Source organism: Proteus appendicitidis, assembly GCF_030271835.1.
Classification (GTDB): Bacteria; Pseudomonadota; Gammaproteobacteria; order Enterobacterales; family Enterobacteriaceae; genus Proteus; species Proteus appendicitidis.
Window position 1 is genome coordinate 1,922,490 of sequence record NZ_CP127389.1, and the last position, 24,096, is coordinate 1,946,585.

Sequence of the window (24,096 nt, forward strand, 5' to 3'; positions counted from 1 at the left end):
AATTTATATTACGGGGCTTTTTTTAGCAATAACCAGTGGTATTACTTATTTCTTAGTACGATATAACCCTATTCCTAAGATAATCATTAAACCAAAGAAAAAAGGAACTGCTAAAGAAAGCTCAAGGAAAATAAACCGATTAATGTTAATTCCCTGCCCTTTATTTGAGAGTTGTAAAGCTAAAGGCAAAGCACATAATCCAGACAGAAAACCAATTCCAATTAAGCGATATAACTTAGTACGGTTCTCTTTTTGTGTTAGGTAGTCTTGTTTACGCTGATATTGAATGTATTTCCAACATAAATAAAGAAGCCCTAATACAGAGCCTAAATGTTGTAATAATTTATAAATAGCAATCTCTTGGCTATCTGTCATTCCTTGTAATAATTGTGCTTGTAGTACAGAAAAAAATCTGACAGCGGTTCCTGTTTCGTGAGTAAAAGAATCCCACACAATATGTGTTACTGCGCCAATATACAGGGATAAAACAAATAGACTGAATGCCCGAATATTGGGTTTTATCGGCTCATACAAAGGAATGGGTGATACGTATTTCAATGGCTCTCGCAATAAATAATTTAGCGCAAAGACCAGTAAACAAAAAGGAAATGCAGTATAAAACCAACCTAATAAATCATGTGCCGTTGTGGCTGATTGATATAAACCAAAAGAATAGAGTAAATCAGGTGAAGTGCTTCCTACAATAAGTGCAGGTAAACTAAGGTTTCTTCCTATACGGGACTGTTTTATGGGGAAAACAATGGAAGGATGGGAAAAAGTCCACGGCATAGGAATATCTCTATAATATGAAGATGAATAACTAAAATTAGTACGAGTATATCAGTAGATTAGCTAAACTTTATCTGATATCACAACGATTATTAAGATTAAAATCATTCATGGTGGTTAATACAAAAACGCCACTAATGGTGAGCTTATTAATGGCGTTATATGATGAGTTATTGATTATTTATACACTTTCTTAATAGTAAAGTGGCACATATAGCCATAGTGAAATTGAAAATCATACTAAAACTAAATGCAATCTTATATTGCTCAATCATATTTGTTGAAAGTGTGTGGCTAAGACTAAATTGTAAAATAATAGAAACACACGTTGCTCCTATAGCGGCACCAACTTGTTGTAATGTTGCGGTTAATCCTGAAGCAATACCAACAAATTCGGGCTTTACTTTTGCTAATACTAAATTGAGCATAGGCGTCATTATCATGCCTTGTGTAAACCCGACTAAGAATAGGAATGGGATCACAAGAGTGCTATTTTCTGGTGATATCAAATAATAAATACTGCCAATTAAAAAGAGATAGCTTAAAGCGTAACACGCCGCTCCCCAATAAATAATCTGCTCACCAAACTTTCTTACCCATTTAGGTGTTAATAATGATGAAAGAACAAATCCTATACTTGATGGAACAAAAATTAATCCAGAATCTAGAACAGAACGTTTAAATCCACTTTGTAATAATATCGACATCATCATGGGGAAAGCCGATGATGTTGCGTATACACAAATGACAATTCCGATCCCAATTACATACGGACGATTAGTAAATAAAACAAGATCAAAAAGAGGTTGTTTTCCTTGTTGCTTTAATCGATTTTCATAGTAAACAAAGAGCGTTAATAACATTAAACCGCAAAGAAAAAGCAGCGTGCTATGTAATTTCCATCCCCAGATCGGTAGCATTAATAAAGGAAGTAATGTGAACGTTATGCTAAAAGCAGATAAAACGACACCACCAATATCTAATCTTATATAATCTAGAGTCTCACTTTGAGTTAAATAGTGAGAAAGAGCCAATGCAGCAATACCAATAATGAGATTAATTAAAAAAATAGTACGCCATTCAAGTCCGAAAAGATTTAGTGATATTAACAATCCTCCTAATGCTTGCCCTGCTATTGCGGCTAATCCTAATGTCATTCCTAATAATCCAAATACTTTTTTTGCCTGTGTATCATTAAAATTAAGGCGAATACTTGAGTAAACTTGGGGGAATAATAGCGCTGCTGTTAATCCTTGCAAACAACGAGCAATCACAAGACAAATAGCATTAGGAGAAATTGCACATAATACAGATGTTAAAGTGAAACCAAACATGCCAATGCGGTAAAGGGTACGGCGACCGTAAATATCCCCTAGCCGCCCTCCTGTAATTAATAATAAACCAAAGGCTAATTCGTATCCTACGATAATTAATGTTAGTTCTGTTAGTGTTGCATTGAGTGTTTGTTCAATATTCACAATAGCGACATTGACGACAAATAAATCAAAAATTGTGACAAATCCTGCCAATAGCAGAACAAATAAGGCGATGCGTTGTTGAGTATTCATTTTTTTGTCTCAATAATTAAAGAAATGAGACTATAATGAGTTGTTTATCCTGATACAATTTAACCACTTATACTATTACTAAAAGCAATAGGCTATGACTGAAAGAAAACGAACGCGCCCTGAATTAGCCGATTTTTTACGAACTAAACGGCAAAGCATTTCACCTGAAACCGTGGGGTTACTTGGTACTGGACGTCGTCGTACACCAGGATTGCGCCGAGAAGAAGTTGCTGCACTTTCTGGTGTTGGGCTAACTTGGTATACATGGCTTGAACAAGGAAGAGATATTGGTGTGTCGAGCCAATTTTTAGATAGTTTAGCCACAGCTTTACGCTTAAATAGTGCAGAAAGGCAGCACCTTTATTTGTTATCACATATGAGGGAGCCAACAGAAACAGGAATAACAGAACATCAGGTTCCTGAAACTATTTTGCGAATTTTGGCTGATTTTCCACAAGAATATCTCTGTTATGTTTTAAATCTGCATTGGGATGTATTAGCTTATAATCAAAAGGCAGATACTTATTTTCATTTTTCAGACTTCAGTGCTGAAAATCGTAATTACCTTTACTTGTTGTTTATGGACCCTCGTTACAAAACACGTATTGATGATTGGGAAAATATTGCTGAAAGATTGCTGGCTAGTTTTCGTCGTGACCATGCAAGAACAAAGAACGATCCAAATATTCGTAAATTAATTGCTACGCTAAATTGCTCATCACCTGAATTTAAGAGAATGTGGGAAAAACATGAGATATATCCTCCTTGTGATGGCGTCAGGATACTAAATTTTGATAATAGAAAAGAGCATTATGAATACACATCATTAGCGTTTGATTTGGAAAAATATAATCGGATTTTAGTGTATATGCCTAAGAAAGCGTGACCATTTTTGATAATGGAATAAATATATTATTTCCAAAATGGAAATTAGAGATTGCTTTTTTGTCATTAGGTATCAGTTTCTTTGACGACTAGAATGCCTCTTCATCAGAATAATTGAGGTGGCTGGATGACAAAATATATCCTTTTTAGCTTTTGTTTAGTACTTATTTATCCTCTTGGTGTGGATTTACATTTAACCGGTTTAACGGCAATAGCCAGTGATTTAGGGGCATCAGAAGCGACATTACATCAAGCTTTTTCAATTTATTTAATGGGCATGGTTTCAGCCATGTTAGTTGCAGGATGGTGTAGTGATAATTTAGGGCGTAAGCCGGTTGTATTGCTCGGTACAGTTATTTTCTTATTGGCATCATTTTATGCGGGAATTTCGATAACGGAAAATAACTTTTTGATCGCACGTTTTTTTCAGGGGATTGGTGCTGGGTTTTGTTATGTTGTTACATTTGCGATATTGCGAGATACATTAGCGGAAAAACAACGCGCTAAAGTTCTTTCTATGATAAATGGCATTACTTGTATTATTCCAGTATTAGCGCCTGTTTTAGGTTTTCTGATCTTGTTAAAGTTTAAATGGCCAGTGATGTTTTATGCCATGGCAATCTATGGGCTATTAATCTTTATTTATTGTTTCTTTGGAATAAAAGAAACTAAACCAAAGCAATGTGCTAAAAGCAAAAGTAACAAAATTACTGGCGAATCTTTCTTAAATAGTTTCTTTTTAAGTCGCTTACTTATTTCGTGCTTGGGAATGAGCGTGATCCTGACTTATGTTAATATCTCTCCAATCGTAATTATGCAGCAAATGCATTACACCACTGGCCAGTATTCAACAGTAATTACATTACTTTCAATGGTCAGTATGGCAACTTCGTTTATGATGCCTAAAATATTAACAAAATTTCGTTATGAAACTATTTTGTATACTGGCTTATCGAGCTTTTTGGGTGCCGTTATTTTTCTTTTTATTGGAAAAAACAGTGATCCTCGTTGGTTCTTTGCTTCATTTTCATTATGTGGTGCGGGGTTTGCGCTGTTATTTGGTATTATAATGAGCCAAGCGCTCTCTCCGTTTAGTCAGCGTGCGGGGCTTGCCAGTTCGATTTTAGGGATTTCGCAATTGAGTTTTGCCTCTCTCTATATCTGGACTATGGGATGGTTGGGAATATCTGCAATTAATATGCTGATGGTTATATTATTTGTTAGTTGCCTTATTGGTTTTACCTTTTTGCATCTCTTTCGTTCTTCAGGACAACAACAAAAGGTAAATTGTGATGCATAAGCCATTACATCGAATAGACTTGAATTTATTAGTTATTCTGCAAATTCTTTTACAAGAGCGCAGTGTGACATTAACTGCAAAATGGTTGTCTATTTCACCTTCAGCAGTCAGTAAAGCATTGGCTAAATTACGGGTTTGGTTTGATGATCCCCTTTTCGTTCGTAGCCCTCAAGGATTAATTCCAACGCCTTTAACACTAAGTATTGAAGAATCGCTTTCTGATTTTATTAATATTGGTAACCATATTGCGGGCAAGCAAAATAGTGAAACGCCTAAAGGCGTTCATTTCAGTTTAATATTAGAATCTCCTTTACATCAGGTGCTATTAAATCAATTTCCTCTGGAAATATTGAATTATTATCCTCAATCAATGGTGCAAATACGAAATTGGGAATATAACTCGCTATCAAGCATTATTGATGGTGATGCTGATATTGCTTTTTTAGGTCGTGAATATTACTCAGGCTCTAAAGAGGCGTTACATTTATTACCTGAAGTCATCGATTGTGAGGAGCTTTTTAGTGATACCCCATTGGTTTATGTGCGAAAAGATCATCCTTTATTCCAAGAGCCTTGGAATTTAGAGACATTTTTGCGCTATTCTCACATTTCAACAGAATATGATAAACGTGCGCATTGGGCGTTAGATGATATATTGGCAGAGCACGGCCGTTTACGTAATATTGCGATAACTTACACGTCATTTGAGCAAACTTTATTTACAATCTCTCAACCAAATCATGAACTTATTACTTGCTTGCCTGGATATTGCGCCCATTATATCTCTCAAGCTTTACCTAATTTAGTCACATTGCCTATCCCACTGCCAGACAGTGTTTCTAAACAACTTGATATTTCATTTATTTTACTATGGCATAAGCGTCATGCGTATAATTCTAAAGTGCTGTGGTTAAGAGAAACTATCAAAAAGAGTGTTAATCAGTTTATGTAGAAAAATACCCATTAAAAGTTTTACTACTATTTATTTAGCTATTTAGTTTCTTTTGTGTTTACTAAAAATTATAGTCAATAAATATAATAAAAAATATAAAACTAGTTCTTCTTGAAAATAGAAAAAGGTGCAAATGCACCTTTTTCTATTTTACTTTTAAATTTAGATGAGAAAAATTATAACCCCATAACTTGTCTATTTTTAGGATAAGAAAGAGTGTAATTTAGAGGTAATGATTTTTCTTCTTTTGCACCTAATGTGATATCCCACTTAATTTCACCAGTATCTTTATCAAGTACGCCATCTTTATAAACGGCATCTGTTACATTGATATTGTTTTCCTGACTAAGTGGTAGTTGATCGTAAATAGTTACTTTTACAGGAGAATTGTAAGTGTTTCTTACTTTAATGGTATAACTCTCTTTTTGTTCAATCGTAGTACCAATAAAGATAGGTTCTTTTCTTATCTTCTCATTGTTAATACGGCTAATTTGAATATTTTTATCTACCCCAAACGGAATGCTAAGTAATTCTGTTAATTCGTTAGTATTAATATAACTATTACCCACAAAGCTATTCATATAGTAGATATTCGCGCGACCATTGAGTAAATTCAAGTTTTCCCAATCTTTTACTTCAGCTTGTAAATAGACTTCTTCAACTAATTTTGGCGTCGTTAAATAGCGATAATCGGCAACAACTTCTTTTTGATTAATCACTAATGTATTAGGCTCTGTGCTATTTTTTAAGCTGTAAGGTAACGCGATAGCATGGCTTAAATTAATCCCGTTATTATTGGTGGTTACGTAACGAGTCACTCCTTTACTTAATCGCTCTCTTGGTGCTTCACTCATTGCTTCTAATGCGGGAGCTGGCATTGCCATCTTCATATCACTAGATTGTCTGAATTTCGCAGTGTTATTATAAAGAGACAAATACCAAGGTGATAAGGTTGGCGCAGTGATATTAAGTGATGGATTAGTGGATGTTAAAACCAGTTTTACTTTATCCCAATTTAGACCTGTATTTTGAATAACGTCTGCCTTGTAGGTGAGCAATATCGGCTTATCCATTCCTTGGCTTCGAATATCATAAGCGGGTGACCATCCAGCATCTGGTGTTATATAAGAAATACGCATTTTACTGGTTAGGTTTTTTGATGTGCCTAAAGATAAAACAATTTGCGTTTTCTCTTTTGTAATAATTGGCATATCAATTTCTAATTGGCGCGTTAATTCTTCTAATTGCTCGGTGAGTTCAGCTATCTCTTCTCGAGCTGCTTTTTGTTGATTAAGAATAGAGGTCATTTTTTGGCTAATAAAATCAAATTTTTGTGATGATTGTTCTAATGTTTGAGTATCACCATAACCAAAGAAAGATTGATCTTTAAGTAATGCAATTTGCTCATCGCCCACATTAATATTGATATTTAATACTTCAATTCTCTTATTAATATCTTTCTGTTTTTCTATCAATACTGCAATTTCAGAGGGATAACTAGGGGCAATAGGCGTTTTTTTAACGTTAATGGTATTAATAATCACATCGTCATTATCAATGCTAATTGACAAGCTTTTAGGGTCAATATTGTTTGCAACATTGGATAAAACAACTTCACTCTGCCCTGCGGGTAAATTGAGAGTGACGTTATTATTGAGTTCGGCACCCCGTAGAAAAATAGTTGCTTGGTTGAGTTTTATCTCATAATTAAGCGGGTTAGTGGGATCTATTGAATTGATCTCATTAGCAAAAGCACTCGTTGAATTAATAATAGATAATGTAATAAGCGATAACGTTAGTCTATTGGGTTTAATCATCATTTTCATTCTATCCATAGTTGATGAGCAGTATTAGTAAGAACGGCAAAATAGAGATGCACTGTTGTACAAGTATATTTAGATAGTATTGCATCTCTAATAAATTAGATAACAGAATAAACTTAAAGATCTAATTGTGTGAAAGTGAAAAGAATAGATAAAACAGCATGTTAGTGTTTTTATTTAAATGAATATTTAAATAATAAGGATTATCTTAATGATAGAGAGATATTTCGCTTTTATTAGCTTTATCTAGTCTTGTTTAGATAAGAATAAGAGAAAAACTTCACAAATAAACAATAAAAAAGGCAGTTTGAAAATAAACTGCCTAAGATAAAAATATTGTTATCGATTTTTATTTAACAACTTCACCACTGTCGATAACCGTTTTACGCACTTTATCAGAGAAATCTTGTGCTTCTTTAATAATGGCTTTTTCATCAACTGTTAATAATTGGCGATCTTCCATTAAGATTTTTCCATCAACAATGGTATGGCGAACATTACTTCCATTTGCACCATAAACTAATGCTGCATAAGGGCTATACATTGGCACCATGTTAGGCGATTTAGTATCGACAACGATAATATCAGCAAGTTTGCCTGATTCTAAAGATCCCAGTTTATCTTCCATATGTAATACTTTTGCTGACCCCATTGTTGCTAGTTCTACAACAGTTAATGGTGGCATTGCAGCACGATCTTTATTCTCTAATTTATGGATTTTACCCACAAGATTTAGCTCATTCATGGTCGTGAGTGTGTTACTTGACATTGGACCATCAGTTCCTAAACCTACACGAACACCTTTTTCTAGCATTGCAACGACTGGTGCGACACCTTTCGCTGATTTAGTATTTGCACTGATATTATGAGCAACACCAACATCATATTTTTTCAGTAAATCAATATCTTTATCATCGACCATAATTGCGTGAGCCGCGATAACTTTATTATTTAATGCTCCGATATCTGCCATATATTGAACGGGGCTTTTGCCGCCAGTACGTTTAGCGATTTCTTCTTGTTCACGATCGGTTTCCGCTAAATGGATCATAACAGGAACATCAAGTTCTATTGATAACTTAGCAATTTTCTGAAGATTTTCTGTGGTATTTGTATAAGGAGCATGTGGTGCAAATGCGGGAATAATACGAGGATGATCTTTATATTCTTTAATAAAGTTTACTGCGTATTGGATACCCTCTTCTGGTGTTTTTGCATCGGCAACAGGGAAATTAATAACAGATTCTCCCAATACTGCACGGTTACCCATTTTATCAACCGTTTTGGCTACTTCATCTTCGAAATAATACATATCAACGTAAGTTGTTACGCCACCTTTTACCATTTCGATATTGGCAAGATCAGCACCTACTCTGACCATTTCGCGAGAAACCATTTTGCTTTCAAGTGGAAAAATATAACGGTGAAGTCTGTCTGGCACATCATCGGCCAATGAACGAAATACAGTCATTGAACCGTGAGTGTGGGTATTAATTAAACCCGGCATCACAATATCACCATCAACATCTAATACTTTATTGGCTTGATATTCTTTAGAAAGTTCCGGGCCACCAACGGCAATAATTTTATTTTCTTTTACGACAACAGTACCCTGTTCAATGATTTTATTTTGCTGATCCATAGTCAGAACAGTGCCGTCAACTATCATCAAATCAGCCTGTTTTGCCGCGTAACTAGAAAAGGAGACCGCCATTACAGCCAAAGCAAGCATAGATTTAGAAAATGACATCATTACCTCTCGTCTTGATGGGAAAATTTCCCTAAGATTATAAATAAATTCATTGGCTTTTAATATCAATTGAAAGTGAACGAGATCACCGAATAAATAATTAATTTAAGTTATTATCGCATTTGTTTACTGATTTAAATTAAGCGCGCTTTTTCTGTTGTAAAAGCCACTTATCTAATTCATTCGCAAAAAGTTGGCGGTCACGTTGACTTAAACTTGCGGGTCCTCCAGTTTGAATACCGCTTGCTCTCATCGTATCCATAAAATCACGTATATTTAAACGTTCACGGATCGTTGCGTCAGTATAACGTTCACCTCTTGGATTTAGCGCTACTGCGCCCTTTTCTATGACTTCGGCAGCTAATGGAATATCTGCGGTAATAACTAAGTCATCTTTATTGGTGCGGCGGACAATTTCGTTATCAGCAACATCAAATCCAGCAGAAACTTGTAATGTGCGTAAAAAAGGTGATGCAGGTACAATTAATCGTTGATTCGCAACAAAAGTAATAATCACTTTTTCTCTATCTGCGGCACGATATAACACTTCTTTGATTACTTTTGGACATGCATCAGCATCAACCCATATAGGCATAACAACACTCTCTTTATTATTCGGTATTAAATGGTCTGTATTTATGGCGTTTAAAATAGCACATTAATACTAACTAAGTGATTGAAGCTTTACTCTTTCTCGTTTTTCTGACTGTTGATTAGCCCATATACTGAGTAATATCACGATCATCCCCAATATTTGTAAACTTGTTAATTGTTGTCCTAGCAATGCCCAACCTAAAATAACCGCGCTTAGTGGGCTTAAAAAGCCTAATGACGCCACAGAGCTTGGACCTAATAATGCTAATCCCCTAAACCAGAAAATATAGGTTAATGCTCCACCAATTAAGGCTAAATAAGCTAAGCCTAAAAGGTTAATACCTGTTAATGAAGGTAATGCAGGTTCAAATAATAAGGCAAAAGGTAATAATACAGCACCACCAGCGGTTAATTGCCAAGCTGTAAAAGTTAAAGGTGTAACAGGCGGTTGCCAACGACGACTTAATACAGTACCTGCAGCCATAGAGAATGCGCCTCCTAATCCTGCAATTATTCCGATAGGATCAAGTGCTGCATTCGGTGTCAAAATGAGGATTGCTACACCCAAAATACCCCCTAATGCGGCTGAAATAGATAACCATGATAGGCGCGTTTGTAATAACCAACGAGATAAAAATAAGACAATTAAAGGCTGCACTGCCCCTACTGTTGCAGCCACACCGCCGGGTAAACGATAGGCTGAAATAAATAATAACCACCAGAACAGTGAGAAATTTAAAATACCTAAAATAATGACACGTAGCCACCATATACCTTGTGGCAGTTGTCTCATGATGATTAATAATAAAATTCCTGCTGGTAATGCACGCAATGCAGCTAATGTCATGGGAACATTAGCTGGCAACATTTCCGTTGTCACAATATAAGTGCTCCCCCATACAATGGGAGCCAATGCCGTTAATAGTAATGTTGTGTATCGATTCATAAAATCACTCGTTTAGTGGTTACTGAACTAATTTATCTTGAGGTCAAGATAAATTGATAATACCTTGACGTCAAGATAAATAATTGACATGATGAATGCATGGATAGAATCGATAAAATTACTAAGCAATGGCAGCGCGAGCGCCCTGATCTTGATATTAGCCCGATGGGATTAATTGGACGATTGGGGAATGTTACTTTGCATCTTTCCCGCGAAATGGAGAAAGTTTTCTCCCAATTCGGCTTAAACACATCAAGTTTTGATGTTCTTGCTACATTACGGCGTTCAGGAGAGCCTTACACCCTTTCTCCAGGTGAAATGCTATCAACTCTGATGGTTACATCAGGCACGATGACAAATCGTATTGATCAATTAGAAAAAGCGGGTTGGGTTATTCGTAAAGTTAATCCAGAAGATGGACGTGGTTTTTTAGTTTCGCTAACACCGCAAGGTCTGGAATTAATCAATCAAGTGATAGAAGCACACACTGAGAATCAAAAACGTTTAGTCTCTGGTTTATCACAACAAGAGCAACAAACATTAAATCAATTACTTAAAGTTTTTCTTAACTCGTTAGAATAGCGTTTTATTTTCTGTTATTAATTTTACCCCTCTTAATAACGAGGATACGTAAGAATAAGCCCCCTGTATTCTTACTTATCCTCTTTTCTTTATTTGCTTAAAAACCCTTCTTTTTGTGCCATTTTTGTTTATTTAAGCATCCAATGTGCATGAAATCACATTTTTACCTTGATCTAAATCAAAGATGTATTCTATTTACCATTTTTAGGTTGATGAATATCCAAACTTAAATTATAAAGCGAATGATAATAATTACTGATCTCATTAAGGTTTGCGACTATGTGCATTCAATTTAAATCTTGCTTCGTGTTGTCTGCTTTAACACTCTCACTCTCTCAATATGCTATCGCTGATAATGCCTCACCTAAAGAAGATACACTTGTTGTGACAACAACACGTAACGAAGCTTCTTTATGGAACAGCCCAGCCACCATTCAAGTCATTGATAAAGAAACAATAACGCAATCAACCTCTTCTTCTATTGCTGATCAATTGCGTGATATTCCTGGTGTTGAAGTCACTGATAATAGCCTTGCTGGTCGTAAACAAATTCGTATTCGTGGCGAGGCTTCATCACGCGTACTCTTGTTGGTTGATGGGCAGGAAGTGACCTATCAACGCGGTGGTCAAAACTTTGGTGCTGGTATTTTAATTGATGAATCTGCATTAGAGCGTATTGAAGTGGTTAAAGGTCCCTATTCGGTGCTTTATGGCTCGCAAGCTATTGGCGGTGTCGTAAATTTAATTACTCAAAAAGGTGGCGATAAGCCTTTTGGCGGAAATGTTAAAGTCGTTTATGACTCAGCAACCATGGGATGGCGAGAATCTGCATTAATTTCAGGCACTGTCGGTGATTTTGAATATCGCCTTAATGGAAGTTATGCCGATCATGGGGATAGATATACTCCTGATGGGCGTTTACCTAATACGCATTTTAGAAATAACGGTCAAGGTGCATGGTTAGGCTATAAAGTGGATAAACATAAGTTAGGGCTTTCGCTCGATCGTTATAATTTATCAACACAATCTTATTATGCTGATGAAGGAAAATATCAAGAGTTTAGCGTTAAAGTACCTAAACTAGAGCGTGAAAAAGTCGGTTTATTTTATGACTATGATGCAGATACTGATTATTTCAAAAAACTTCATATTGATGCCTATACACAACGTATAGAGCGAGAATTTGAAAACCGCGTAGGCGTTGTTACGCCTACGGGCAGCCCGATGATTGGTAATTTAACCGTAAAAAATAGAACTCAATCTGAAGATACGCAAAATACGCAAGGCATGACAATACAGGCTAATTTTACTTTACCTGCAAATAATGAGTTAATTTTAGGCTCTCAATATCAACAAGATAAAGTAAAACAGACCTCTGCTGGGCAAACCTCTTCAAATAGCACAACAGGGTTTCCACCGGCGGTAAATTATGAAAAACAATCCCTGTTACATAACCGCAGTAAACAAACTAATATCTCTGTTTTCGCCCAAAATGATTGGAAAATAACAGATGATTGGTCATGGACAATGGGGGCCAGACAATATTGGTTGAAATCAGAATTACAAGATGGTGATGAAACTATTCATCATAATAAAACAGGAACAAGCTATAAGACATTAGGTTCTGATCCTGTAAGAGATAACGCTTTTATTGTGTCATCTAATTTGCGTTATTCTGGATTTAAAGATACTGAATTACGTCTCGCATTTGCTCAAGGTTATGTTTTCCCAACACTTGTTCAGCAATTTATGAACACAACGGCTGGCGGTGCGGTGACTTACGGTAATCCAAATCTTGATGCTGAACATTCTAATAACGTGGAATTTGGTGCGCGTTATAAAGGGAATAATTGGTATATCGATAGCGCGATTTATTATTCTGAAGCCAAAGATTACATCACATCACTCGCCTGTGCAGGAGAGTCTATTTGCGAAGGAAATAGTAAAACGGGTCGCGCAGATTATTTCTATTACGATAATATCGATCGCGCCAAAACTTATGGTATGGAAGTGATGGCTCAATACCAAGGTTGGTCAATTACTCCTTATGTTTCTGCTAATGTGATGCGTCGTCAATTTATTGGCTCTACATTGAAAACATGGGATACCGGCGAACCGACATTAACCTCTCGTATTGGTGCTAAACATGTATTATTGCTCAATAATATGAATTTAATGTCGGACTTATATTTAAGAGCAGCAACAAAAGCAAAAGATCATAGCAACCCAGAAAATAAACAGCACTATGCAGGTTGGACAACCGTTAATCTTTCACTGAGTACAGAATTTGGTAATAACGATCAATACCGTATTAACTTTGATTTAAATAATATTTTGAATAAGCGTTATCAAACTGCTCATGAATCTATTCCTGCCGCAGGTATTAATGCTGCAGTTGGTCTGACATGGGCATTTTAATTATGAAAAAAATTGCAATCGCACTTAGTTTGTTATTGTTACCTTTTAACTTAATGGCAAAAGACAACAATAATAGTGAGCGTTGGGTTATTGCTGGTGGCTCTATAACAGAACTCGTTTATGCCATAGGTGCTGGCGATAAGATTGTCGGTGTTGATGAAACAACGTCTTATCCTGAACAAACGCAAGCATTGCCCCATATCGGATATTGGAAGCAGTTAAGTACAGAAGGAATTCTGTCTTTACGCCCTTCTACTTTTGTCACTTGGGATGATGCTGAACCTAAAATGGTGTTGCGCCAATTAGCACAACATAATGTTGATGTCATTGCATTACCACGAACACCTGCAACATTTGATTTAATGCTGAAAAATATTCGCACACTGGCGGCTTCTCTTGATAAGAAAACTGAGGCTGAAGCATTAATTCACACATTACAATCTCGTTTAGCGGTTATCGCTGAAAAAAATAATCACATTAAACAGAAAGTAAAAGTGTTGTTTTTTCTTTCGCCCGGAGGGGGAATTCCTCAAGTTGCAGGAAAAAATAGTGTTGCAGATGCCATTTTGGCATTAGCGGGTGGCGATAATATCGCCACGCACGAAAATTATCGTATTTATAGCGCAGAAGCTATTATCGCGGCTAATCCAGAAGTTATCGTGATAACCACACAAAGCCAACAAAATCATACTGGCGGTATAAGAGCCTCTGAAGGATTAGCGTCTGTTCCTGGTGTCTCAATGACTCAAGCATGGAAAAACCAGCGCATTATTGAAATTGATCAATCCCTTATTTTGGGAATGGGACCTCGTATTGTGGATGCGGTGGAGTTATTGCATCAACAGTTTTATCCCGCTGATCCTGTTAATGTTAATAAGTAGGAATGATTTAATAATGAAAGAGTTAGTCGCAACACATAGCACCCAATCTTCAGCAGAAATCGATCTTACTCCTCATTTTGCACTTGATGGTGATAGCCCTTTTCTTGATAGACATGCCACGATGCCATGGCGAGGCTCTGTACCTATTGCGAAAGAAGATCAACAATCTACATGGCAAACACTGTTAAACAGTAAAACGCCTGCGTGTAAACGATTGTTATATATTCATATTCCTTTTTGTGCAACGCATTGTACGTTTTGTGGTTTTTATCAAAATAACTACCATGAAGAAGCCTGTACGCGCTATACCGACGCATTATTGCGTGAGATATCGGCTGAATCAGATAGCTTACTTTATCAGTCAGCGCCCATTCATGCTGTTTACTTTGGTGGTGGAACCCCTTCTGCATTATCAGCAAAAGATCTCTATCGAGTGATCACTCATTTGCGCCAATCACTTCCTTTAGCACCAGATTGTGAAATCACAATTGAAGGTCGCGTTTTAAATTTTGATGATAATCGAATTGATGCTTGTTTAGATGCAGGTGCAAACCGCTTTTCTATTGGCATTCAAACCTTTAATAGCAAAATACGTAAACGGATGGCAAGGACATCAACGGGTGAAGAAGCCGCCAAATTTATGAAAGGACTCTGTTTACGAGATAGAGCTGCTGTGGTGTGTGATCTGTTATTTGGATTACCGGGACAAAATGCAGTGAATTGGCAAGAGGATCTTACTATTGCCCATGATATTGGTTTAGATGGTGTCGATTTATATGCATTGAATTTATTGCCAAATACACCATTGGGCAAAGCGGTGGAAAATCAGCGAGTGACTGTACCAACACCAATAGAACGGCGTGCGCTCTATCTTCAAGGCTGTGATTTTATGGAAAACGTGGGTTGGCATCAGATAAGTAATAGTCATTGGGCTAGAACAACTCGTGAGCGCAATCTCTATAATTTATTAATTAAACAAGGTGCGGATTGCCTTGCTTTTGGCTCTGGGGCTGGTGGTTCAGTTAATGGTTATTCTTGGATGATAGAACGATCACTGGATAGCTATTATCAAAAAATTACAGATAACCAAAAGCCCTTAATGATGATGAGTCGTACAACTGATAGTGGTTTTCGTTGGCGTCATGAACTACAAGCCGGCATAGAGTGTGGGCGTGTTGATTTAGCCAAATTAAGCCCGCAAGCGACTCAGCTCTCCCCTTTATTAAATCAATGGTATCAAGCGGGTCTTGTTGAAGACGATTTTCTTTGTATGAAACTCACCAATGAAGGTCGATTTTGGGCAAGCAATTTGCTGACATCTTTACAGCAATTAATTTTGCAATTAAATACACCCCGTTAATTTTATTACCCTAAATATTAATTAAAAGATGGAAATAACATCATGAATATAGAGTTACAACAATTTTTAATGACTGAGCCTGATGGAACACTAGAAACTATCGCAACGCAATTTGATACTACCTTATTAGAGGTTGTGAGACATTTACCATCACGCTCATTAATGAGTGGTGAGCAATTCGATATTGTGTGGGATAACGTGATGAAATGGGGTAATGTCACCACGCTTGTGCATACTCAAGATGTTATTTTAGAATTTAGCGGTGAATTACCCAGTGGTTTTCATCGTCATGGCTATTTTAACTTACGTGGTAAGAAAGGAATGACAGGCCATATTAAAGCCGAAAATTGCCAATATATTGCAATGATCGAGCGTAAATTTATGGGTATGGATACCGCCTCTATCTTATTTTTCAATCATCAAGGCGTTGCAATGTTTAAGATTTTCCTTGGCAGAGACGAACACCGTCAACTGTTACCAGAGCAATTATCAGCCTTCCGTCAATTAGCACAACAATTAAATAAGGAATAATTGCGCGTGAAAACATGGGTTATTTTTGGCGCCGGCGGTAAAGGTATCGGCGCACATATTGCAGATATTGGCGTTACACAACAACGCCCTATTGTGGCTTTAGTTCGTTCCGAAGAGGCAGCGAATCGGTTAAACGAAAAAGGGATCAAAACAGTTATCGGCGATGCGATTGATGCTAACGCGGTTGAAGCTGTTTTAACATTGGCAGGAAAAGAAGCAGACATCATTTCCACAATGGGGGGTGAAAATGATTATTTAGCCCATCGAACCGTTATTGATATTGCGGAAAAAATGGGTTTTCAACGTATGCTAATGGTTTCATCTTTAGGATGTGGGGATAGTTGGATTGCCTTATCTGACAGAGCAAAAGCAGCGTTTGGTCAAGCTGTAAGAGAAAAATCATTGGCTGAAGTGTGGTTGCAAACCAGTCGTTTTGATTATGCGATAGTTAGACCGGGTGGATTACTTAATGGTGAAGAAACAGGCAAAGCCCAGCTTTATCAGTATGAAGAGACTCATGGTTTAGTTAATCGTCGAGATGTTGCGCGTTTAGTGACTCAGCTTCTTGAAGCCGATCTTCTTGATGATCAAATTTATGCTGTGGTTGAACCGGGTTTACTCCCTTCCAAGTAGTTGCCCTCGCGATAAGTATTTTTCGCTTCAAGTTAAGATCACCATTAAGAGATAGCGCATTTGCGTTATCTCTTTTTTCTTACTTTTGTTATGGGTAATAACTCACAAGATAATGCGTTTTTCTCTTACAGCAAAAATTCCTTAACAGACATTCGTCACTTTACTGTCTTAATAGGGGGAACTTGTGGCATAATGTCGCCCCATTATCTTTTGTCATTCACTAATAATGAGTATTCGTCTTGTTAATCAGCAATAATATTACTATGCAGTTTGGCTCCAAGCCACTGTTTGAAAACATTTCTGTCAAATTCGGTGGCGGAAATCGCTATGGTTTAATCGGTGCCAACGGTAGCGGTAAATCAACCTTTATGAAAATTTTAGGTGGCGATTTAGTGCCAAGTAGCGGCAACGTATTCCTCGATCCTAATGAACGCCTTGGTAAACTAAAACAAGACCAGTTTGCTTATGAAGAGTTTACTGTGCTTGATACGGTGATTATGGGGCACACTGAACTTTGGGAAGTGAAGCAAGAGCGTGAACGCATCTATAATTTACCTGAAATGAGCGAAGAAGACGGCTTACGTGTTGCCGATCTTGAAGTGAAATTTGGTGAAATGGACGGTTATACCGTTGAATCTCGTGCTGGCGAATTATTGCTAAACGTAGGTATTCCATTAGAACAACACAATGGTCCTATGAGTGAAGTGGCTCCCGGTTGGAAATTGCGTGTGCTACTTGCACAAGCTCTGTTTGCTGATCCTGATATTTTGTTACTGGATGAACCGACGAACAACTTGGATATTGATACCATTCGTTGGCTTGAGCAAACGCTAAATGAACGTAACAGTACCATGATCATTATTTCCCATGATCGCCACTTCCTAAATATGGTCTGTACGCATATGGCAGACTTAGACTATGGTGCGCTTGCTGTTCATCCGGGTAACTATGATGAATATATGTTTGCTGCAACCCAAGCTCGTGAGCGTTTATTAGCGGATAATGCGAAGAAAAAAGCACAGATTAGTGAATTACAATCTTTCGTGAGTCGCTTTAGTGCTAATGCATCTAAATCACGCCAAGCAACCTCTCGTGCAAAACAAATTGAGAAAATTCAATTAGCAGAAGTGAAAGCGTCTAGCCGTCAAAACCCATTCATTCGTTTTGAACAAGAGAAAAAATTATTCCGTAATGCGCTTGAAGTGGAAAATATCTCTAAAGGCTATGATGATAATGCCCCGCTGTTTAAAAACGTCAATATGATGCTTGAAGTGGGCGAAAAAGTGGCCATTTTAGGTAATAACGGTGTGGGTAAATCGACAATGATCAAAACATTAGTCGGTGAATTAACACCTGATACTGGTCGTTTAAAATGGTCTGAAAACTCAAACATTGGCTATTATGCACAAGATCACGCAACTGATTTTGAAGTCAATATGACTGTGTTTGATTGGATGAGTTTATGGATGAAACCAGAAGACGATGAGCAATCTGTACGCAGCGTATTAGGTCGTTTACTGTTCTCTCAAGATGATTTGAAAAAATCAGTTCAAGTTTTATCTGGTGGTGAAAAAGGTAGAATGTTATTTGGTAAGCTGATGATGCAAAAACCAAACATTCTGATTATGGATGAACCAACCAACCACTTAGATATGGAATCTATCGAATCATTGAATATGGCATTAGAGCTTTATCAAGGTACATTGATTTTCGTCTCTCATGACCGTGAATTTGTCAGTTCACTGGCAAATCGTATTATTGAAATCACACCTGAAAAAGTGACTAATTTCCAAGGAACTTATGATGAGTTCTTAGCGAAAAAAGGTGTTGAGGCTTAATCGCTGCCCTATTTATTAAATAGTAGATAAGATAAATGAAAAAGGCTTAGTATATTTACTAGGCCTTTTTTAATTTTGATAAATGTTTTTATAGTCTTATTTGATTATAGTGTCCTGAAATTTCCACCTCTGGCTTATTTTTTATTTTTCTATTTATTCTTATTATTATTTCCAAGCCACTGTATAATAGAGGAGTTACAGATAATAAATCTTCACTGATTTGTTTTTCTTTGACAAGTTTATCTTTCTCTTCTTTATCATTTTTATATTTTAAATCCATATATTGTTCTGATAATAAAATATCCAACATATTTTTATTGTCTAATAATGCTACATTTAACGCACTATCATTGATTATAGACCCAGTAGTATCTTTTTCTTTCTTTGCAAATTTATTTATATTTGCGTTGTTACTAATCATTTCACTGTTATTTTTATATTTCAACAATAAATTTTCAATATCATTTAAATCATTTTTATTTTGTTTTTCTGTAATAACTTTCATTAAACCTGATATTTGATAATTAATTTCTTCCAATAAAGAGTGGTCTATATCTTCTAATCTTAATATTGATTCAACTTTTTCTGTTGAATTGCTAAGTTTATTTGCTAGAAAGCTTGCGGGGGACTTTACATATTCTTGAATTGCATTAATTAGAGAAGTTTGTGCATGTTCTTCTGATACTCTAATTTTAATTATCTCTTCATCTTTTTCACTTTTTTTATCTACTTTAATTTCTAGTGGATCAGTTATATCCTTAAACTTTCCATCCTTATAGTATGTTTCTATAATTTTATTAAAATCTCCAGAAAATAAGGTATTAAGATATTTTTCTGTGTCATTTTTATTGGAGGATAAAATATTTATTTTATTTTTTTTAGACTCTGTTTCTATTTTTTTTAATTTTTCGGTGATATTTTCTACAACTGTTTTATTTAGCACATCGGAAAGCTCTTCGCTAATAGTTTCTTTCTTGTTATTGCCATTTAAAATTAAATTATCGATTTTTGAATTTATTATATATTCATTATTATTATCAATGTCTTGTAAGTCTAATCTTTTTATAAATAATATATCGTTATAATATTTAAATACTTCATTTATTTGTTCGATACTATAAATACCGATACTTTTAGGTAAATTTTCTATTATAGCTTTTTGTTCTGTGCTAGTTTCAAAAATATTTGTCTTTTTTTCATCCAGCAATAAAGGCTCGATTATTCCGTCAAATTCTTTTTTTAATTCTTCCTTTAACTCTGAACTTTCATTAAGATTATGATAATAAAAAATTTTTAATATGGTTGAGTTTTTATTATATTCATCTAAATTTGATAATATACTTATTTTATTTTCAATAGATAAATCGCCATTGTTAAAATTATTTATATTAAGCAAACCTAAATTATTATCATCATTAGGAATGATGAATTTTAATACATTGTCTTCCTTCACCCCACCGGTTTTAATATTAAATTTTATTTGTTTTTCTTGAGTTATTTTAATGTCTAGTTTTTTATCTATATTACTATTATTATATTGTTTAGATATCGATTTAATTAATTCTAATTTTTCACTTAAAATAGTATTTTTTTTGTTTAAAAGCAACATGTTCATAAACAGTTCGCTTTTGTCTTTTTCATTTAATTTCTCACTTAATGTATCGTAAGTAGATAAAAAATTATTTAAATTTCCTTCATCTTCCTGTGATGTTGCATTATTGTATAAGTTTTCATTGTTTATAATGTATTCGAATGCTGCAAAGTCTAAATTAAATTCCTTTGTTATATTTGAATGTTCATTGGATATGATTTTATTATTATTTTCATCTAGAAGAAAAAAAGTTACTTTTTCTGGTGTAAACTCTATATCTAATATTTTTCTGTCTTTATTAAGAATTTCTTTCAGTCCTAGATAACTATGTATTATATTATAGGTTGAATAAAAAGTATCGTTAAAAATATTGTTTAGTAATAAACTGGTCTGAGAATCATTATATTCTTCATTACTATTTTCTTTTATTATTTCCCATATTTTATCCATCACATATTTTTTTGTCATTCCACTGCAATTTTTTTTTGATGCAACCTCATTTAGTTTTGAGTTTCCTTTTTTAAAAGAATCTAGTTCTTCATCTCTATAAACATTATCATTCAATAACAATGATAAATTGCTTCTTATTAATTCTATTTTTTCTTCCGTGCTTTTATTTTCCATTTCATTTGTTTTATTTACATAATTTACTACCATTAATTCTATATTATTAATATCCATTTTCAGTGATTGATTAAATAATGATTTAATACTTTGGTTATTAATAATATTATTCCTTTGTTTTTCTGAACAATCAATTTCAAAATATGACTGAGATATGTGTGTACCATTCTGAATATACCCTATCTCAAAATAAAAAACATTATTATCTATTTTAATGTTAAATGTATCTTTATAATCATTTAGTGATAAATTCCTTAATTCTTTAAATTTATCTAGTTTATCTAAAAATGAAACATCAGGGTTGTAATAAACATCATAAAGCAATGTCATAACTTGCTTTTTATCGCTAATATGGAAAAAATCTTTTATCTTATCCCAGATAGTCATGACTTTATTGACTTTTTCTCCAGATAAAACGCTATTAATCTGAGCTGATGTTAGTTTACTATTTCCTATGGTTATGCTATTCATATTTCGCCTAGTTTGAAAAAACTTAAAGTAAGATGATAATAAATAATAATAAAATTACTTAATATAAATAAATGCCTTGATTATTTTAATAAAAAATATTTTTGCTTTTTATAATGTAGAATATATGGCAATGTATCAATAATACAATTTAAGTATTCTCCTCTATAACTTTATTTCTATTATAAAATTAATCTAATATTAAAAATTAATATATAAATAATTGCTCATTTTTTAGGATCATAATATTAAAAACTTATACTCCATCATTTTTAAATGAAAATGATTATTATTTATATTGACTGACAGTCGGTCGTTGTTGTATGTTACCGACCCTGAGTCAGTCATTATCAATTTTTCATTTTCGATGGAATTATCATGTTGCTATTACCTGAAAATAATCATTGTCCAAATAAGCACTTTAAAAGTGGACGTAACTACTATTCTATTGTTATTCCTACATTATTTACATTAACTGCCCTATCCCCTGTTTATGCGGAAACCACGGAAAAAATTGTGGTCACTGCGAGTAGCGGTAATGAAAATGAGTCATTACCTGTCGGTTATATCGCCAAGAAGCAGACAACGGCAACAAAAAGTGATGCCACGTTATTAGAAGCGCCACAAATGGTTTCTGTCGTTAATCGTGCGCAATTAGATAATTTACCTTCTGAATCTATCAGCCAAGCGTTGCGTTATAGCTCAGGGGTTGTGAGTGAAAAATTTGGCGCTTTTGGTAGCGGTATTGATTACTCGAAAATGCGTGGTTTTGACGCTGACTATTATTTAGATGGGCTAAGAATGCTGGGTAATAGTGGTATTTGGGCGCCACAGATTGATAGTTGGAGTTTAGAAAGTTTAGAAGCTGTGCATGGACCTGCATCTGCTTTATATGGGCAAGGTGGTGCCGGTGGTGTGATAAATATGACGTCACGTCGCCCTTCAGCAGAAACTCAGCATCAAGTGCAACTACAAGCTGGTAATAATAAAAACCATGGTATTAAATTTGATACTACATCTGCACTTAATGAGGATGAAACATGGTTATATCGTGTTTCAGGCTTGGCGCTTGAACAAGAGTCGCAAATACCCTCTTCTCGTCAAACTCGATTTCTTATCTCGCCCGCTGTTACTTGGAAACCAAATGATGCATTGAGTTGGACAATATTGGGGCAATATCAAAAAGAGCCTCGTCTTGGTTACTATAATACATTGCCTGCTCAAGCATTAGGTTTGTTACCAAACCCTAATGGAAAAGTCGATCCTAATCGAAATTATAATAATCAAAGTCATGATAATTCACACCGTAAGCAACAATCATTAACCTCACTGTTCGCGTATGATCTAACACCTCAGTGGCAGTTTAAGCAAAATACCCGTTTTATGAAGGTTGATACGGAAATCAGTCGTGATTATACCCGTGGTTTTTTACCAGGTGATCGTCTGCTCACTGCGGTTTATCAAGAAGCACCGAGTAAATCAGAAACATGGGTAACAGATACTCAATTGATTGGTAAATTATCGACATGGGATATCAATCATACGGTGATGGCTGGTTTTGATTATCAACATGGCAATATGACTAAAGATTGGTGGGGTTCACAAACAGTTAGTTTTGATCCTTGGGCATCACATCACAAGCCAGATTTTGAGCCTTACCCTGTTTCACGTACGTCAACAAAACAACAATTTGATCGCTATGGATATTATTTACAAGATCATTTGCGCTGGCAGCAATGGAATTTACTGCTAAGTGGTCGTTATGATTCCTCTGATTTAGACACACATAATCAAATTTCAGGTGCTACAAGCTCCAGCCATAACACGGCATGGAGCCATCGTGTGGGTTTAAGCTATCAATTTAATAATGGATTTTCACCTTGGGTAAGTACATCAGATAGTTTTGATCCTGTATTAGGTACAGATGCAGATGGAAAAGCTTTTATTCCAATGAAATCAAAACAATATGAAGCGGGTATTAAGTATCAAAATCCTGAGTCAACACAATTAGTGAGTGTTGCTGTTTATCAATTAACGCAAGAAAATGTCACAACACATAACCCAAGAAATCCTGATTATTATCAGCAATCTGGAGAAATTCGTTCTCGGGGGCTTGAGTTTGAAAGTAAATTAGCGTTAACACCACGAGTTAATATGATGCTCAATTATGCTTATATTCATAATATTGTGACATCAACGAGTGATCCGACAACGTTAAATAAACACCCTGTACAAGTGCCTACTCATACCGGCTCTGCATGGATAGATTACCGTTTTCACCAGCCTTACTTAGAAGGTGCATTATTAGGTGCCGGCGTACGCTATTTAGGCTCCAGTTATGGTGATAATACAAATACGTTTAAAGTACCCGCAGTATGGTTAGCTGATATGAGTTTCCGCTACCAATTATCGTCAATAAACCGTGAATTGCAGGGATTAGAGTTAGGATTAACTGTCAGCAATATTACAAATAAATCCTATGTTGCGAGTTGTACCAGCTCGACTTACTGCAGTATTGGTACTGATCGCGTAGTTCTTGGTGTATTAAATTACTATTTTTAGG

At 35.3% G+C, this 24,096-nt stretch carries 18 protein-coding genes; 11 read left to right on the forward strand and 7 right to left on the reverse strand.

The annotated features are described in order from the left end of the window. Positions 1 to 45: 45 nt before the first annotated feature. Both QQS39_RS09040 and QQS39_RS09045 read right to left on the reverse strand, forming a co-directional pair. Positions 46 to 789 carry a DUF4184 family protein gene (locus QQS39_RS09040; protein ID WP_151435109.1) on the reverse strand — a complete coding sequence of 248 codons (744 nt, stop codon included), beginning with the start codon at positions 787 to 789 and terminating at the stop codon, positions 46 to 48. A gap of 170 nt (positions 790 to 959) precedes the next feature. Further along, positions 960 to 2,357 (reverse strand): MFS transporter, encoded by a 1,398-nt coding sequence (locus QQS39_RS09045; RefSeq protein WP_285805800.1) that lies wholly within the window; start codon positions 2,355 to 2,357, stop codon positions 960 to 962. A gap of 94 nt (positions 2,358 to 2,451) precedes the next feature. Here QQS39_RS09045 and QQS39_RS09050 point away from each other — a divergent pair, with 94 nt between their 5' ends. The 3 genes from QQS39_RS09050 (at position 2,452) to yidZ (ending at position 5,494) form a co-directional block, all read left to right on the forward strand. Beyond that, positions 2,452 to 3,243 (forward strand): helix-turn-helix transcriptional regulator, encoded by a 792-nt coding sequence (locus tag QQS39_RS09050; RefSeq protein WP_285805801.1) that lies wholly within the window; start codon positions 2,452 to 2,454, stop codon positions 3,241 to 3,243. A 126-nt stretch (positions 3,244 to 3,369) separates the two neighbouring features. Further along, positions 3,370 to 4,542, forward strand: a complete 1,173-nt coding sequence (locus QQS39_RS09055) for an MFS transporter (protein ID WP_285805802.1) — start codon at positions 3,370 to 3,372, stop codon at positions 4,540 to 4,542. Next, positions 4,535 to 5,494, forward strand: coding sequence for an HTH-type transcriptional regulator YidZ (yidZ, locus tag QQS39_RS09060; protein ID WP_285805803.1), 960 nt, complete (start codon positions 4,535 to 4,537; stop codon positions 5,492 to 5,494). Before QQS39_RS09055 ends, yidZ begins: the two co-directional genes overlap by 8 nt. Positions 5,495 to 5,670: 176 nt before the next feature. On the opposite strand, the gene QQS39_RS09065 is transcribed toward yidZ, so the two are convergent. The 4 genes from QQS39_RS09065 to QQS39_RS09080 form a co-directional block, all read right to left on the reverse strand. Then, positions 5,671 to 7,314 (reverse strand): DUF4139 domain-containing protein, encoded by a 1,644-nt coding sequence (locus tag QQS39_RS09065; RefSeq protein ID WP_285805804.1) that lies wholly within the window; start codon positions 7,312 to 7,314, stop codon positions 5,671 to 5,673. Between the two features lie 352 nt (positions 7,315 to 7,666). Then, entirely contained in the window at positions 7,667 to 9,067 is a 1,401-nt protein-coding gene (locus QQS39_RS09070; RefSeq protein ID WP_109374035.1) for an amidohydrolase, read from the reverse strand. Positions 9,068 to 9,206: 139 nt separating this feature from the next. Continuing rightward, positions 9,207 to 9,662 carry a YaiI/YqxD family protein gene (locus QQS39_RS09075; protein WP_196571274.1) on the reverse strand — a complete coding sequence of 152 codons (456 nt, stop codon included), beginning with the start codon at positions 9,660 to 9,662 and terminating at the stop codon, positions 9,207 to 9,209. Positions 9,663 to 9,731: 69 nt separating this feature from the next. Further along, complete coding sequence (locus QQS39_RS09080; RefSeq protein WP_285805805.1) at positions 9,732 to 10,607, reverse strand: EamA family transporter; 876 nt, start codon at positions 10,605 to 10,607, stop codon at positions 9,732 to 9,734. A gap of 99 nt (positions 10,608 to 10,706) precedes the next feature. Here QQS39_RS09080 and QQS39_RS09085 point away from each other — a divergent pair, with 99 nt between their 5' ends. From QQS39_RS09085 to QQS39_RS09115, 7 genes are all read left to right on the forward strand, one after another. Next, positions 10,707 to 11,189, forward strand: a complete 483-nt coding sequence (locus QQS39_RS09085; protein ID WP_151435114.1) for a MarR family winged helix-turn-helix transcriptional regulator — start codon at positions 10,707 to 10,709, stop codon at positions 11,187 to 11,189. Between the two features lie 279 nt (positions 11,190 to 11,468). After that, on the forward strand, positions 11,469 to 13,607 hold the full coding sequence (locus tag QQS39_RS09090) for a TonB-dependent receptor plug domain-containing protein (RefSeq protein WP_285805806.1): 2,139 nt from the start codon (positions 11,469 to 11,471) through the stop codon (positions 13,605 to 13,607). A gap of 2 nt (positions 13,608 to 13,609) precedes the next feature. Then, the gene (locus QQS39_RS09095; protein WP_285805807.1) at positions 13,610 to 14,488 is read left to right on the forward strand and encodes a heme/hemin ABC transporter substrate-binding protein; all 879 of its coding nucleotides are present in this window, start codon (positions 13,610 to 13,612) and stop codon (positions 14,486 to 14,488) included. Positions 14,489 to 14,501: 13 nt separating this feature from the next. Further along, the gene (gene hutW, locus QQS39_RS09100) at positions 14,502 to 15,848 is read left to right on the forward strand and encodes a heme anaerobic degradation radical SAM methyltransferase ChuW/HutW (RefSeq protein WP_285805808.1); all 1,347 of its coding nucleotides are present in this window, start codon (positions 14,502 to 14,504) and stop codon (positions 15,846 to 15,848) included. 42 nt (positions 15,849 to 15,890) lie between these two features. Next, positions 15,891 to 16,379 carry a heme utilization cystosolic carrier protein HutX gene (gene hutX, locus QQS39_RS09105; RefSeq protein ID WP_409282779.1) on the forward strand — a complete coding sequence of 163 codons (489 nt, stop codon included), beginning with the start codon at positions 15,891 to 15,893 and terminating at the stop codon, positions 16,377 to 16,379. Between the two features lie 6 nt (positions 16,380 to 16,385). Next, the gene (locus QQS39_RS09110; RefSeq protein ID WP_285805809.1) at positions 16,386 to 17,012 is read left to right on the forward strand and encodes an NAD(P)H-binding protein; all 627 of its coding nucleotides are present in this window, start codon (positions 16,386 to 16,388) and stop codon (positions 17,010 to 17,012) included. Between the two features lie 239 nt (positions 17,013 to 17,251). After that, positions 17,252 to 18,850 carry an ABC-F family ATPase gene (locus QQS39_RS09115; RefSeq protein ID WP_151435120.1) on the forward strand — a complete coding sequence of 533 codons (1,599 nt, stop codon included), beginning with the start codon at positions 17,252 to 17,254 and terminating at the stop codon, positions 18,848 to 18,850. A gap of 88 nt (positions 18,851 to 18,938) precedes the next feature. Here QQS39_RS09115 and QQS39_RS09120 read toward each other — a convergent pair whose 3' ends face one another. Further along, the gene (locus QQS39_RS09120; RefSeq protein ID WP_285805810.1) at positions 18,939 to 21,536 is read right to left on the reverse strand and encodes a hypothetical protein; all 2,598 of its coding nucleotides are present in this window, start codon (positions 21,534 to 21,536) and stop codon (positions 18,939 to 18,941) included. Positions 21,537 to 21,911: 375 nt separating this feature from the next. Here QQS39_RS09120 and QQS39_RS09125 point away from each other — a divergent pair, with 375 nt between their 5' ends. Continuing rightward, entirely contained in the window at positions 21,912 to 24,095 is a 2,184-nt protein-coding gene (locus QQS39_RS09125) for a TonB-dependent siderophore receptor (protein ID WP_285805811.1), read from the forward strand. The last annotated feature ends 1 nt before the right edge of the window (position 24,096 follow it).